Here is a 13770-nt window from a genome sequence, read left to right as displayed (position 1 = left end):
CTCAATCTTCCGCGATTTCTGCAGTGGCCCGCAACTGGCGCCGTCGTCGCTGCACGAATGCATAAAGGGTGCGGTTGGCCTTGATGGCGCGCTTGGCGCGGACGATGGCACGGTGCAGGCCGGCTGCCCCATATCCGCGCACCGTCAGCGGCAGGGTGATGTCCCGCAAGGCGGTCTCCATCGTGCACCACGATCGCTTGTAGGGCTGGTCGCCGATGCCGAAATCGAAGAGTGCGACGCCTTCGCCGCAGAGTCGTTCGATCACCCGGTAGAACAGCAGCTCGCCGGGGCTGCTGTCGGCAGCGATCGCGTCGTCGATCGAACCGAACTGGCAGATGACGTGGTCGCCTTTTCGCGACAGCCCGGTCACGGCGATGATCCTGCCCTGATGCTCGCCCTTGAGGCGGATCGCGTTGAGTTCGAGCAGCCTGTCGCCGGCGGACTGCCGTTCGATCAACAGGCGAAAGAAGGCGCGCGTCTGCGGGTCGTCGAAGACGTCCGGCAGGCCCTGGGCCTCCAGGCGCGCGGCCTTCTGTCGGAAGAAGGCATCCAGCAGCGCATGCGCTTCCGCCGGCTCACGGGCGATCACGTAGTCGTAGCCGCCGAGTTCCGCGAGACGCCTTTCGGAGAGACGCATCTTCTTGCGCCGGCGTTTTGCGTTGAGCTGGACAAGCGTACGCTCCATGTCGCCGGCGAGCCCGAGCTGGAAAGAGGCGTTCGGATTGGAGATCGCGGGCAGGACGGCGAGGGGATGGGGCAGGCCGCGCCAGGCTGCCGGCGTTTTTTCCAGAGCGACGACATCGGCATATGCGCGAAGTGCGCGGCGAATTCCTCCGGTCAGCAAGCGGAAGAGTTCGTCCCGCGGCACGCGTTCGATCTCGGCGGCAAATAGCCCGGTGTTGAGATTGCTGTGCCCAGTAGCGATCAGCCTGGCGGTGCGGAACAAGCGACCGCGTTCGATCTCGAATGGCAGGAGGAAAAGCGGTTGCCCGCCAATGCCGCCGCGCACCACCAGCAATTGGCTCTCATGCGCGCTCTTCCAGGCGGCGCACCAATCGAAGCTCTGGTGCAAGGAGTTCAGCTTGTTTGTATCGAGCGCCCGCCAGTCCGCCTCAAGCTCCGACATGTCACGATGAACGGAAAGCGTGATCCGGTCTGCGTGGCGACTTTGGGCAACCGGGTGCGTCGGACGGTCGCACGTCGAATGCCCGCTCGGGGCGGCAAGGGTGAAACAGGGATTGGCCATCTCTCGGGTCGTTCAGCATGCGTGGTGTCTCGATTGGGCGGCAAAAATCGCTAAATCCCATTAAAGCCGTCGTGGCTTCTTCCGCGACCGGTAAATGCGGTTAGCAAAGCATGAAGCGAGCGGTTCATCCGCGGCTTGGAAATCGTCGCTGGGGCGTTACATCACGCAGCCGGTACGAATGTCGCGAAGTACTCGAATGGTGGAGCTGCTGATGAGCCATGCCCTGCCGGACCCTGGCGCCAAGCTCCCGCTCCACATCGCGGCGATCACCCGCCCCGACACTGAGGCACTCGAAACGACGCGGTAGCCTCAATCCAGGAAGCCGGTCGCGAGCACTCTTGCCCATTCCGGCCGGTTGCGATCCGCAGCAAGGCGCGACATCGCCATGTGGTCGTAGGGCACGCAGCGGAAAGTGACGCTCCAATCGACGCCATTGTGTTCCAGGATGGCATATCGCGCGTCCGGCGAGCCGGTTTCGACCTTGTGTGCCACCGGCTGGTCATCGTCGTAGCCGGGGCAGCCGACGCTGCCGGGATTGACGAGGAGGCGCCCGTTCGCCAGCCGCACCGCCCGCGGAATGTGGGTGTGTCCGCAGAGGATCACCGGGTAGCCGATACCCTCGGCGAAACGTTCGATCGCCGCACGCGCCGCCATGTGGACGATGCCGTCGGCCGTCAACGCCTCCATCCAATAGGTCTCGTCGCTTGCGGGCGTGCCGTGGCAGAGGAAGACCGTGTCGCGATAGGCGAGTGTTTCCGGCAGTGTAGCGAGCCAGTCCGTGTGGCGCGGCTCGAGCTCGTCGTATGCCGCACGGTCGGACAGTCCCATTTCGCGAGGGTCAAGCGTCAGAAGATAGCGATCATGATTGCCGCGGATCGCCGGCACCTTGCGGCCGATCAGAATGTCGGCGGTGCGCGCGGCATTGAGCGGGCCGCTCAGATGGTCGCCGAGATTGACGGCGTCTTGGATCCCTTGGGCGCTGATATCCGCCAGCACCGCCTCGAGCGCCAGATCGTTGCCGTGAATATCGGAGATGACGGCGATCTTCATTGCAGCGCCTCGGTTGGTCAGCGGTTGTTTGCGGGTTTTTCCATCCATTTGATGATCAGCATCGCGGGAAGGATCCATAGGAGCCCGGTGAAGAAGAAATAGAGCAGATGGACCCACCAGGGTGACGCGCCGAGGAGAAGGGAGGCAAAGGTGACCGCCGCCAGCGCATAGAAGATGACGAGGATGATGATGAGGATGGTGCCGATGAGTTTTCTGAGGCGTATGGGCATCGGATTTCTTTCGGATGACGGCATCGGGCGGGATGATGAAAAAGCGGGTGCGGCTCGCCGCATCCCGCTCAACCTGGAATCGGCCGCGACGGCATGCCGCAAAGGCTTCGGTCTTGTTTTGCACGGCGCTCTGGTGCAAATCAACGGCTTTCGGACCGGCTCGGCAGGCAACCCGTTCTTTACGGGGCTGCCGCTGGCAAAGAGGAAGACGTTATGGCGCATGCCGACCTGGCAACGGAACGGACGCTGCGGAGCGAGATCGACAGAACCGAGCGCAATCGCCGACAGATCCGCGGCTGGCTCGCCGTCGTCCTGTTTGCCCTGTTTGCACTGGTGATTGTCGGCGGCGCGACGCGCTTGACCGAGTCCGGCCTATCGATCACCCAATGGAAGCCGATCCACGGCGTCGTTCCGCCCTTGTCCGCGGAAGAGTGGGAGGAGGAGTTCCGCCTTTACCAGCGCATTCCTCAATATGAACAGATGAACAAGGGAATGACGGTCGACGAGTTCAAGACGATCTTCTGGTGGGAGTGGGCGCACCGGCTGCTCGCGCGCGGAATCGGCGTGGTCTTCGCCCTGCCGCTTCTTTTCTTCTGGCTGGCCGGACGGGTCGAGCGGCGACTGCGGCTGCCGCTCCTCGGCATCCTGGCGCTCGGGGGCGTTCAGGGTTTCATCGGCTGGTGGATGGTTTCCTCGGGCCTCGTCGAACGGACCGAAGTCAGCCAATATCGACTGGCCACGCATCTCGTCATCGCCTGTCTGATCTTTGCCGCCTGCATGTGGATCTATCGCGGGCTTTCGCCGCATTCCGGCGACGCGGCGCCGACGAGAAGGTCGCAAACGATGGCCGGCATCATCGCCGCGATGAGCCTCTTCCAGATCTATCTCGGCGCTCTGGTCGCCGGTCTCGACGCAGGCTTGAGCTACAACACCTGGCCACTGATGGATGGCGCCGTCGTGCCCGTCGATCTTTTCGTGCAGCAGCCTGCCTGGATCAATCTCTTCGAGAATCCGAAGACCGTGCAATTCCTGCACCGCGCCGGCGCCTACCTGCTGTTTGCACTCGTCCTCGCGCATATGGTGGTGGCCCTCAGGGCCGCGCCGGGCACCACGCACGCACGCCGTTCCGTGCTTCTCTTTGCGCTGGTCACCATCCAGGCGGTGGTCGGGATCACCACGCTTCTCCTGCAGGTGCCGATCGGCTGGGGCGTGCTGCACCAGGCGGGCGCGCTTGTGGTGCTCGGCTTCGCGATCGCCCATTGGCGCGGTTTCATAGGCGAATATCCGAGGCCCACAGCCATCGAAGTCCGCGACTGACCGGCCGTCGCATTGGACAAACGGAAACCCCGGCAGTGAAGGCTGCCGGGTTTTCCGTTTTTGAGCCTTTTGTCAGGCAGAGAGCATCAGGTCCATGTTCTGGACGGCGGCGCCCGAGGCGCCCTTGCCCAGATTGTCGAGCAGGGCGACGAGGTTCACATGGGCGCCACCCGGGGTGCCGAAGACGAAGAGCTTCATAGTATCCTTGCCGGCAAGCTCCGCCGCGTCGATCCTGCCAAGCTTTGCGCTTTCGGCAAGCGGGACCACCTCGACGATCGACTGGCCGGCGTAATGCTGCACGAGCGCGCCATGAATGCTCTCCAGCGTCGCGCCGGCGGCGAGATCGTCGAGATAGAGCGGCACCTGCACGATCATGCCTTGCGGGAACTTGCCGACCGACGGTGAGAAGATCGGAGCGCGCTCGAGCATGCCGTGCATCTTCATTTCCGGCACGTGCTTGTGCTTGAGAGGGAGGCCATAGAGGAAGTGCGGCGCGCTGATGCGGTCGGGATGGTTCTCGTCCTCGATCTGCGCGATCATCTGCTTGCCGCCGCCGGTATAGCCCGAGACCGCGTTGACCGTCACCGGATAGCCGTCCGGCAGGATGCCTGCCTGGCGTAAGGGCCGGATCACGCCGATCGCGCCGGTCGGGTAGCAGCCGGGATTGGAGACGTGGCGCGCGTCGCGGATCTTGGTGGGCTGTGCCTTGTCCATCTCGGCAAAGCCGTAGGCCCAGTCCGGCGCGACGCGATGCGCGGTCGACGTATCGATGATTCGCACCCGGTTGTTGCCGGCGACCATGGCGACCGCCTCGCGCGAGGCGTCGTCCGGCAGGCAAAGGATGGCGATGTCTGCGCCGTTCAGCAGATCTTCGCGCATCGCGGCATTGCGGCGTTCCGCTTCCGGAATCGACAGGAGCTCGAGATCCGAGCGACCGGCCATGCGCGCACGGATCTGCAAGCCCGTCGTGCCGTGTTCGCCATCGATGAAGATCTTCGGTTTCATGATTTTCCTGCTCCCGCAGATGGTTACGGAGTTTTCCGGAATCGATCTGGCATAGAATTGATTCGATTTCTCAGGGCATCAGCCGCGCCGCTCCGCGAGCCACTCGGCCCTGAGACCCAGCATATACATTGCGATAGTCGACCCAGCAATGGCGGTCATGTCGGCGTGGTCATACGCAGGCGCTACCTCGACCACGTCGCTGCCGGCGATGTGGAGCGCGCCCAGTTTGCGCAGTACCGAGAGTATCTTGGCGCTCGACGGACCGCCGGCGACCGGCGTGCCGGTGCCGGGCGCAAAGGCGGGGTCAAGGCAGTCGATGTCGAAGGTCAGGTAGGCCGAATGGCTGCCGACATGTCGCACGATCGTGTCTGCGATCTCCTCGGCACGCATCTCCTCGACTTCGTAGCCGTAGACGATGCGGATGCCGCAGTCTTCGGGCGCATGCGTTCGGACGCCGATCTGGATCGAGCGGTCGACGTCGATCAGCCCCTCGCGCGCGGCGCGGCCGACGAAGGAGCCGTGGTCGATGCGGCCCTTCTCATCCGGCCAGGTGTCCTGATGAGCGTCGAACTGCACGAGGGCGAGGGGGCCGTGGAGTTCCGCATGCGCCTTGAGGATGGGATAGGTGACGAAGTGGTCGCCGCCGAGCGTCAGCAGGTAGGCGCCCGATTTCAGGATCTTTGCCGCCTCCCGCTCGATCGAGCCGGGTGTCTTGGCATGGTTGCCGTAGTCGAGCAGGCAGTCGCCGTAGTCGATCGTCGCCATGTCGGCGAAGAGATCGCGTTGGAACGGATATTGCGGATCGTTGTCGAAGATCGCCGAGGCGCGGCGGATCGCCTGCGGGCCGAAGCGGGCGCCGGGTCGGTTCGAGGTGGCGGCGTCGAAGGGAATGCCCCAGACGACGGCATCCACGCCTTCAAGCTGCTTCGAATATTTGCGGCGCATGAAGGAAAGCACGCCGGCATGCGTCGGGTCGGTGGCGGCACTGTGCAGCGAACCGGCGGTAATCGCGTGATCGATGGTTTTCGGGGCCATCTTCAACCCTCTGCCTTGCTGAAGCCGTAGGCGCGTTCGACCCGCGCCACGCGCACCTCGTAGTGGCTGTACCATTCCGCACGGCCCTGTTTTTGCGCGGCGAGATGATCCACGTTTCGTTTCCAGGCTCTGATGGAGTCTTCATCGCGCCAGAAGGCATTGGTGATCCCGAAGCCGTCATTGCCGCGAACGCTCTCTATACCGAGAAAGCCGGGCTGCTCCCGTGCCAATTCCTCCATGGCGTCGGCGATCTCTCCATACCCGTTGTCGCCTTCGGTTCGGGCGGAAGAGAAGCAGACGACGTAGTAGGGCGGGGCAGGCAATTTGGCGAAGGGCATCCGATACTCCCATGATCGATCCGCAAAAGAAAAAGGCGGAGCTGAGCCCCGCCTTTCGATCTCGCAATTCTGTGAGCGATTAACGCTTCGAGAACTGGAACGAACGGCGTGCCTTTGCACGGCCGTACTTCTTACGCTCGACCACGCGGCTGTCGCGGGTGAGGAAGCCGCCACGCTTCAGAACGGAGCGCAGGCCCGGTTCGAAGTAGGTGAGAGCCTTGGCGATACCGTGACGAACGGCACCGGCCTGGCCGGAGAGGCCGCCGCCGGCAACGGTTGCGTCGATGTCGAACTGGCCGTCACGGGCAGCCGCGACGATCGGCTGCTGCAGGATCATCTGCAGAACCGGACGGGCGAAGTAAGCCGAAAAGGGCTTGCCGTTGACGGTGATCTTGCCGGAGCCGGCCTTGACCCAAACGCGGGCGACGGCGTCCTTGCGCTTGCCGGTCGCGTAGGAGCGACCCTGCGCATCGACCTTCTTGACGTGAACCGGAGCGGCCGGTTCCGCGGTCGTGGCGATATCCTTGAGAGCGGAAAGGTCAGCCATTATCAGGCGCTCCTTGTGTTCTTGCTGTTCAGCTTGGCGACGTCGAGGACGGTCGGCTGCTGTGCTTCATGCGGGTGGTTGGAACCGGCGTAGACACGCAGGTTCTTCATCTGGCGGCGGCCGAGCGGGCCACGCGGAACCATGCGCTCAACGGCCTTCTCGATGACGCGCTCCGGGAAGCGGCCTTCGATGATCTGGCGCGCGGTGCGCTCCTTGATGCCGCCGGGATAGCCGGTGTGCCAGTAGTACTTCTTGTCGGTGTACTTCTTGCCGGTGAGGACGGCCTTCTCGGCGTTGATCACGATGACGTTGTCGCCGTCGTCGACGTGGGGCGTGAAGGTGGCCTTATGCTTGCCGCGCAGGCGGTTTGCGATGATGGAAGCGAGGCGACCGACAACGAGGCCTTCGGCGTCGATGAGGATCCACTTCTTCTCCACCTCTGCAGGCTTCTGAACGAAGGTTGCCATATCTAAACTCTTTCGTTGGACCCGGTTTCGGGCCGGGCGTTTCTTGTTGCTTGCTTTGACCAGATGAGGTCAAAAAAGAAGGCGGCCCGAAGCGGACCGCGATCTGCGGCAGCTTATACGGAAGAGCGAAAACAAGGTCAAGGGCCGAGTTTTCTGCGTCGTCACAAAACCCCAAGGGAAATCAGTGGCTTATCTATGTGGTTTCATTATACCACACGCTGTTGCGGCGGAATCGAATAGGTCGCGCTGGCGTGAGCCACCAATTCGACCTCCCCGACGGGCCTGATCGAAGCGTCCAGAACCGCGAGCCGCTTGCCAAGCTTCAGGATCCGGCAGGTGCATTCGAGGGGTTCGGGATCGGGCTTTCTGAGAAAGTTGATGTTGAGGTTGGTGGTTACTGCGAGCGCGACCGGGCCAATATGGGCAATCAGCGCGATGTAGGCCGAGACGTCGGCGAGCGCGAACAGCGTCGGCCCGGATACGGTGCCTCCGGGGCGGATATGGCGCTCGTTCGGGTCGAGCCGCATCGTCGCATAGCCCGGGCCGGTATCCGTGACGGCGAAGATCTTGCCGTCCGTGTGGACCTGCGGGAAATCCGTGTCGAGGAAGCGATTGAGCTCCTCTACGGTCATGATCGGCTGCAAGGTCATATTTGTTTCTCCTCCCGCGGCTTCCTGTTACAGGACGTCGGCGCTGGCGATGCAAGGCGGAAAATGGTCGTAGGCGGAGACGCCGCCGGGGTTGAAAGACCGGTAGCCGCGGCGTACCACGGGCCGACGTACGGCGAACGGGAGAAGACCATGGCGGATGTCGTTGCATTCAAAAAGGAAGAGCCGAACGGGCTGTTGCTGCGGGAGACGAATGGTGCAGTCTTGCGGTTGACGCTCAACAATCCTCCAGCCAACGCACTGTCGATCGCGCTCATGCAGGCGCTCGCGGCCGAACTCGACGCTGTTGCCGTGGCGAAGGATATCAAGGTTGTCGCGATAGCCGCCTCCGGCAAGGTCTTCTCTGCCGGTCACGATCTCAAAGAGATGACCTTGCATCGCGCCGATGAGGATGGCGGAAAGGCTTTCTTTGAACGCGCAATCCGCCTGGCGGCCGATATCATGCTGAAGATCACGAAGCTGCCGCAGGCGGTCATCGCAGAGATCGATGGCCTCGCAACCGCGGCCGGCTGCCAACTGGTTGCAAGTTGCGACCTCGCAATCTGCACCGACACGTCGACCTTCTGCGCGCCGGGCGTGAATATCGGCCTCTTCTGTTCGACGCCGATGGTGGCGCTGTCGCGCGCCGCGCATCGCAAGCAGGCGATGGAGATGCTGCTGACGGGCGAGACGATCGATGCCTCCACCGCCAAGGACTTCGGCATCGTCAACCGCATCGTGCCGCAGCAATATCTGCGCCAGGTGGTCGACAAATACGCCTCCGTCATCGCCTCCAAGTCGCCGCAGGCGCTGAAGATCGGCAAGGAAGCCTTCTACCGCCAGGCCGACATGACGATCGCCGACGCCTATGACTATGCGGTCGGCGTGATGGTCGAGAACATGCTGGCAAGCGACGCGCAGGAAGGGATCGGTGCGTTCCTTGGCAAGCGCCTGCCGGAGTGGAAGGAAGACTAAATCGTGCGGACCGCGAGGGAGTGTCACCCGCATGCGGGATACGCTCAAGGTGGGTGCGAAAGACCCCCCTCTGCCCTGCCGGGCATCTCCCCCACAAGGAGGGAGATCGGACACCCTCAACGCTTTCCTCTGTTCGCGACGTTGCCGCGCGACCGATCTTAAGCAGTAAGACCAATATTGTCGCAAAGATGAAGTGCAGAACTGCGTCCTGCCAATCTCCCTCCTTGTGGGGGAGATGCCCGGCAGGGCAGAGGGGGGTGCGGCCACGCGATCGTCAGCTCTCTACGGCATACTGCTCAATCGACCTAAGCAAGCCTCAGCAGCAGGGCCCCAAGCGCGATTACGCAGGCCGCGGCAATGCGCCAGACACTGACCCGTTCCTTGAGGAAGATGACGGAGATCACCACGGCAAAGAGAATGGCGGTCTCTCGTAGCGCGGCGACGGTCGCGACAGGCGCCTTGGTCATCGCCCAAAGCGCCAGGCCATAGGCGGCGATCGAGCCGGCGCCGCCGATGAGGCCGCGCCACCAGTGGTGATGGACGTGCTTCAGCACCGGCTTGACTCCGCGGCTCGCGAAGGCCCAGGCAAAGAGAAGGACGGGCGGCAGCAGCGCCATCCACAGCGTGTATGAGATCGCATTGCCGGAGAGCCGCGCGCCGATGCCGTCGACGAAGGTGTAGCTGGCGATGACGCAGGCATTTGAGAGCGCCAGTGCGATGGCCTGTCTGCCGCCGTTGCGCGACTCCAAGGCGAGCGTCAGCACGCCGGCTGAAATCGTCAGGATGCCGGCGAGAGCTCCCCCGCTCAGATGTTCGCCGACGACGATGCTGCTGGTGGCGGCGACGATCAGCGGCGCCACGCCGCGCATCAGCGGGTAGACGAGGCCGATGTCACCGGCGCGGTACGAGGCCGCCACGAGCTGGAAATAGGCGAACTGCAGGACTGCCGAGACGAGGATGTAGGGCCAGGCATCGGACTTGGGCAGTGGCAGGAAGGGCAGGAAAGGCAGCGCCACGACGGCGGCGCCAAGCGCCACCATGGCGGCATCCAGCGACTTTTCCGAGCCCGCTTTGACGAGCGCGTTCCAGATCGCGTGCAGCAGCGCCCCGAAGAGCACGAGCGCAATGACATCAAGCGGCAAGACGGACCTCTGCGGGAGATTTGCAAGGAATTCTCTGCGTTTGTCGCTTTGCGTCACGCGAAATGCAACCGGATTCGCAGGATCGGCGTTGAGGCAGTGGCAACCGGCGAGGAAACGGTGCAAAGGCCCGGATGCGGACACAGGCTCGGTTGACTCGTTGCCGTGGGACGCCAACTATCCGTGCCAGCGAACAACGACACTTGGACGTGCAAGCATGAACCACGATGTCTACCCGGATCACTACCTCGCCGAAATCCTACGGGAGACCAGGACCATTGCTCTCGTCGGCGCGTCTCCGAAGCCGGAGAGGCCGAGCCACCGCGTCATGGCCTTCCTGTTGCGCAAGGGATACCGCGTCATCCCGGTCAATCCCGGCCATGCGGGCCGGACGATCCTCGACCAGCCCATTGTGGCAAGGCTCGCGGATATCCACGAGCCGATCGACATGATCGACGTCTTTCGCGCCGCCCACGCCTTGCCGGCACTGGTCGACGAAATCCTCGCGCTGCCGAATCTGCCCAAGGTGATCTGGGGCCAATTGTCGGTCCGCGACGACAAGGCAGCCGCCAAGGCCGAGGCGGCCGGCATCAACGTGGTCATGGACCGTTGCCCGGCCATCGAATATCCGCGCCTGATCGGCTGACCGACAAAGCTCTGGAGAAAAGAATGACGAACACCGGCCCCGGCTTCAGCACGCTCGCCGTCCACGCGGGGGCACAGCCCGACCCGACGACTGGCGCGCGGGCGACGCCGATCTACCAGACGACGAGCTTCGTCTTCAACGATGCGGATCACGCGGCAGCGCTCTTCGGCCTGCAACAGTTCGGCAACATCTACACGCGCATCATGAATCCGACGCAGGCCGTGCTGGAAGAGCCCATCGCGGCGCTCGAGGGCGGCACGGCGGCGCTGGCCACCGCCTCCGGGCATGCGGCCCAGCTTCTCGTCTTTCATACCATCATGAGCCCAGGCGACAATTTCGTCGCCGCAAGGCAGCTTTACGGTGGCTCCGTCAACCAGTTCGGCCAGGCCTTCAAGTCCTTCGACTGGCAGGTTCGCTGGGCGGATTGCGCCGAGCCCGAAAGTTTCGAGACGCAGGTCGACGAGCGGACGACGGCCATCTTCATCGAAAGCCTTGCCAACCCCGGCGGCGTCTTCGTCGATATCGCTGCCATCGCCGAAATCGCACGCCGGCACGGACTGCCGCTCATCGTCGACAACACGATGGCGACACCCTACCTGGTGCGCCCGCTGGAGCACGGCGCCGACATCGTCGTCCACTCGCTCACCAAGTTCATCGGCGGCCACGGCAACTCGATGGGCGGGATCATCGTCGACGGCGGCACCTTCGACTGGTCGAAATCCGGCAAATATCCGCTCCTCTCCGAGCCGCGTCCGGAATATGGCGGCGTCGTGCTGCACCAGGCCTTCGGCAATTTCGCCTTTGCGATCGCCGCGCGCGTCCTGGGTCTCCGGGATTTCGGCCCGGCGATCTCGCCGTTCAATGCCTTCCTGATCCAGACCGGGGTCGAGACCCTGCCGCTCAGGATGCAGCGCCATTGCGACAATGCGCTCGCGGTCGCCAGATGGCTGAAGGAGCAGGAAAAGGTCTCCTGGGTCCGCTATGCCGGTCTCGAAGACGACCCGAATCATGCGCTTCAGACGCGCTATTCGCCGAAAGGGGCGGGCGCGGTCTTCACCTTCGGTCTTTCGGGCGGATACGAGGCGGGAAAGAGCTTGGTTGAAGGCCTCGAGATGTTCTCGCACCTCGCCAATATCGGCGACACCCGTTCGCTGGTCATCCACCCCGCCTCGACGACCCATCGGCAGCTCACACCCGAGCAGCAGGTCGCGGCGGGGGCGGGGCCCGACGTCGTCCGCCTGTCGATCGGTATCGAGGATGTCGATGATATCATCGCCGACCTGCAGCAGGCGCTCGCAAGAATTTGATGAGGTCTACCGTCGATTAAGGGGACGACATGAGCGACGACAATATCGTTAAGTTCGAACGACGGAAGCCACGGCAGGAGCAGAGGACTGCCGGCCTCCTGCAGCGGAAAGCTCTTACCTGGATCGCGGTTATAGCTGCGCTGGTCCTGGTGTGGGCCTATTATCAGTTCGTCTCGCCGCCGAGCCTGCCATGAGAGCCGACGGAGGTGCCTCATGAGTCACGTGCTGCAATTCGACCTTGCTTCGATCGAGCCGGAGATTGACTCCCCGGCACCCGACCGGCTGATTTCCGGAAGCCCGGAGTTCCGGACCTGGAATTTCGAAGAAGCGCCGGGCGGGCTCTATGCGGGCATCTGGGAGTCGACGCCCGGGAAGTGGCGGATCGCCTATGACGAGTGGGAGTATTTCCACGTTCTGTCCGGCCATTCGGTCGTGACCGAGGACGGCGGAGAGCCGGTCCACCTCAAGGCCGGTGACAGCATGGTCCTGCGGCCGGGTTTCGCGGGAACCTGGGAGGTCGTCGAGACGACCCGCAAGGACTATGTGATCCGGCTCTGACGCGCGCCAGCTCTCGGCTCGCTTGTTACCCGCCGGTCGCTGTGTTCCCGCCGACGTCGTTTGTCGGATCATCGTTGCGGATGAGGCTGTCCGAACCGCCTTCGAGCCTGTTGTTGCGCACCACGTTGTTCTGGGCGAAATCGAGATTGCTGGCGCTGCTGCCGAACGGGTACGCCGGATCCGTGAAGCAATAGCTGCTGCTGCCATTGCGCGAATTCAGCCACACGGCCGGCTTCACGGGGAAGGACGAGCGGTAGCGGAACGTGTTGCCGATGATCTGATTGTACTGCGGCTTCTGGTGGCGGATCACGCCGCCTTCTCCGCAGTTGCGATAGGCGAATATGCCGCCGTTGTCGGAATGCTCGAAGACGTTGTTGGTGATCCTGTTGTTCGCCGAGCCGTCGATGGCGATCAGCTCCCGTTTCTCGGTGGAGATCCCGAAGACGTTGTTGCTGATGGTGTTGTTGGCGGACTCGGCATCGAGATAAACGGCGACGGCGGTCGACCGGCCGTTGATTTTCGAGTTGACGAGAGCCGCGTTGGTGACGCCGGGTCCGACATAGAAGGGAATGCCATCCGGCGCGTCGAAGGTGATGTTATCAAGCCGCACGTTCTTCGGCGCCGAGGCTTGAGCGAAAGCCGTGTGGTCGGGATTCCTCGAAGACGCCTTCATGACCGCGCCATTGGCGTTCTCGCCGAGACCGTAGATGCGGACAAAGCCCTTGATCTTGCAATTGCGGATGGTGACGCTCGACGGCGCGTCCCACGGGCCGGAGCCGGTTTTCTTGGAACGGACGGCGATGGCGGTCTTCTCTTTGCGCGATCCGCCTGCACTGACGTCGAGCGTTCCGCCGCCGCAGTCGAGCACTGATCCGGAAGCGGCGCTTCCCTCGAAGACCAGCGGGTGGGTGATAACATCGGCAGAAGTCAGGCGAAGGCTGCAGGAAAGCGCGATCGGACCGGTTCCCGGCGCCTTCAGCTTCGACTGCACGTCCGCGTCGCAGTCTGGCTTGGCGTCGACGTTCTCGACTGGCGGTGTGGACGGAACCGTCGGCGGGGTCGACGGATCGGTTGGCGTTGTGGGGGTCGTCGGCCGGCCAGTATCGGGTTGTGCGACCGGAAACCCCGGCGGAGTCCTGAAAGCCGCGTCGGCGACCGTCGCCAGATCGCTTTGGCAGCCGCTCAAGGCAAGGCTGACGAAAACCAGGCTTGTGAACTTGATCGGCGGCATCTGCAGGCTCCTGTCACGGTTCCGTTCAGACC

At 63.3% G+C, this 13770-nt stretch carries 17 protein-coding genes; 6 read left to right on the top strand and 11 right to left on the bottom strand.

Going from position 1 to position 13770, the window contains the following annotated elements; translation table 11 throughout:
* Position 1 precedes the first annotated feature (1 nt).
* The 3 genes from AU381_RS05715 to AU381_RS05705 form a co-directional block, all read right to left on the bottom strand.
* Complete coding sequence (locus tag AU381_RS05715) at positions 2 to 1126, bottom strand: GNAT family N-acetyltransferase (protein WP_244520044.1); 1125 nt, start codon at positions 1124 to 1126, stop codon at positions 2 to 4.
* A 429-nt stretch (positions 1127 to 1555) separates the two neighbouring features.
* Positions 1556 to 2296 (bottom strand): metallophosphoesterase family protein, encoded by a 741-nt coding sequence (locus AU381_RS05710; RefSeq protein ID WP_064240805.1) that lies wholly within the window; start codon positions 2294 to 2296, stop codon positions 1556 to 1558.
* Positions 2297 to 2313: 17 nt separating this feature from the next.
* On the bottom strand, positions 2314 to 2526 hold the full coding sequence (locus AU381_RS05705) for a DUF2842 domain-containing protein (RefSeq protein ID WP_064240804.1): 213 nt from the start codon (positions 2524 to 2526) through the stop codon (positions 2314 to 2316).
* A gap of 213 nt (positions 2527 to 2739) precedes the next feature.
* Between AU381_RS05705 and AU381_RS05700 the strand changes: the two genes are divergently transcribed.
* On the top strand, positions 2740 to 3843 hold the full coding sequence (locus tag AU381_RS05700; RefSeq protein ID WP_064240803.1) for a COX15/CtaA family protein: 1104 nt from the start codon (positions 2740 to 2742) through the stop codon (positions 3841 to 3843).
* Between the two features lie 72 nt (positions 3844 to 3915).
* Here AU381_RS05700 and argC read toward each other — a convergent pair whose 3' ends face one another.
* From argC to AU381_RS05670, 6 genes are all read right to left on the bottom strand, one after another.
* Entirely contained in the window at positions 3916 to 4848 is a 933-nt protein-coding gene (gene argC / locus AU381_RS05695) for an N-acetyl-gamma-glutamyl-phosphate reductase (RefSeq protein WP_064240802.1), read from the bottom strand.
* Positions 4849 to 4926: 78 nt separating this feature from the next.
* Complete coding sequence (gene speB / locus AU381_RS05690) at positions 4927 to 5883, bottom strand: agmatinase (RefSeq protein ID WP_064240801.1); 957 nt, start codon at positions 5881 to 5883, stop codon at positions 4927 to 4929.
* A gap of 2 nt (positions 5884 to 5885) precedes the next feature.
* Positions 5886 to 6221, bottom strand: coding sequence for an antibiotic biosynthesis monooxygenase family protein (locus AU381_RS05685; protein WP_064240800.1), 336 nt, complete (start codon positions 6219 to 6221; stop codon positions 5886 to 5888).
* A gap of 79 nt (positions 6222 to 6300) precedes the next feature.
* Positions 6301 to 6768, bottom strand: a complete 468-nt coding sequence (gene rpsI, locus AU381_RS05680) for a 30S ribosomal protein S9 (protein ID WP_064240799.1) — start codon at positions 6766 to 6768, stop codon at positions 6301 to 6303.
* Between the two features lie 2 nt (positions 6769 to 6770).
* Positions 6771 to 7235 carry a 50S ribosomal protein L13 gene (rplM, locus tag AU381_RS05675; protein ID WP_064240798.1) on the bottom strand — a complete coding sequence of 155 codons (465 nt, stop codon included), beginning with the start codon at positions 7233 to 7235 and terminating at the stop codon, positions 6771 to 6773.
* A gap of 206 nt (positions 7236 to 7441) precedes the next feature.
* Positions 7442 to 7885, bottom strand: coding sequence for a PaaI family thioesterase (locus AU381_RS05670; RefSeq protein ID WP_064240797.1), 444 nt, complete (start codon positions 7883 to 7885; stop codon positions 7442 to 7444).
* 150 nt (positions 7886 to 8035) lie between these two features.
* Here AU381_RS05670 and AU381_RS05665 point away from each other — a divergent pair, with 150 nt between their 5' ends.
* Positions 8036 to 8857 (top strand): enoyl-CoA hydratase, encoded by an 822-nt coding sequence (locus AU381_RS05665; RefSeq protein ID WP_064240796.1) that lies wholly within the window; start codon positions 8036 to 8038, stop codon positions 8855 to 8857.
* Between the two features lie 305 nt (positions 8858 to 9162).
* Here the strand turns inward: AU381_RS05665 and AU381_RS05660 are convergent, their stop codons facing one another.
* Positions 9163 to 9999, bottom strand: coding sequence for a DMT family transporter (locus AU381_RS05660; protein WP_064241824.1), 837 nt, complete (start codon positions 9997 to 9999; stop codon positions 9163 to 9165).
* Positions 10000 to 10213: 214 nt separating this feature from the next.
* On the opposite strand from AU381_RS05660, the gene AU381_RS05655 reads away from it, so the two are divergent.
* From AU381_RS05655 to AU381_RS05645, 4 genes are read left to right on the top strand one after another with little or no spacing between them, the layout of a single operon-like run.
* On the top strand, positions 10214 to 10642 hold the full coding sequence (locus AU381_RS05655) for a CoA-binding protein (RefSeq protein ID WP_064240795.1): 429 nt from the start codon (positions 10214 to 10216) through the stop codon (positions 10640 to 10642).
* A gap of 23 nt (positions 10643 to 10665) precedes the next feature.
* Positions 10666 to 11949 (top strand): O-acetylhomoserine aminocarboxypropyltransferase, encoded by a 1284-nt coding sequence (locus AU381_RS05650; protein WP_064240794.1) that lies wholly within the window; start codon positions 10666 to 10668, stop codon positions 11947 to 11949.
* A gap of 29 nt (positions 11950 to 11978) precedes the next feature.
* Positions 11979 to 12143: a hypothetical protein gene (locus tag AU381_RS30220; RefSeq protein WP_082909670.1), complete on the top strand. Its 165-nt coding sequence runs from the start codon at positions 11979 to 11981 to the stop codon at positions 12141 to 12143.
* A 19-nt stretch (positions 12144 to 12162) separates the two neighbouring features.
* Positions 12163 to 12507, top strand: a complete 345-nt coding sequence (locus tag AU381_RS05645; RefSeq protein ID WP_064240793.1) for a cupin domain-containing protein — start codon at positions 12163 to 12165, stop codon at positions 12505 to 12507.
* A 25-nt stretch (positions 12508 to 12532) separates the two neighbouring features.
* Here AU381_RS05645 and AU381_RS05640 read toward each other — a convergent pair whose 3' ends face one another.
* Positions 12533 to 13738 (bottom strand): NosD domain-containing protein, encoded by a 1206-nt coding sequence (locus tag AU381_RS05640; protein WP_064240792.1) that lies wholly within the window; start codon positions 13736 to 13738, stop codon positions 12533 to 12535.
* Positions 13739 to 13770: the final 32 nt, after the last annotated feature.

The sequence above is a fragment of the Sinorhizobium glycinis genome (genome assembly GCF_001651865.1).
GTDB lineage: Bacteria > Pseudomonadota > Alphaproteobacteria > Rhizobiales > Rhizobiaceae > Sinorhizobium > Sinorhizobium glycinis.
The sequence above is the reverse complement of the archived record's forward strand: the minus strand, read 5'-3'. Positions and strand labels throughout refer to the sequence as shown.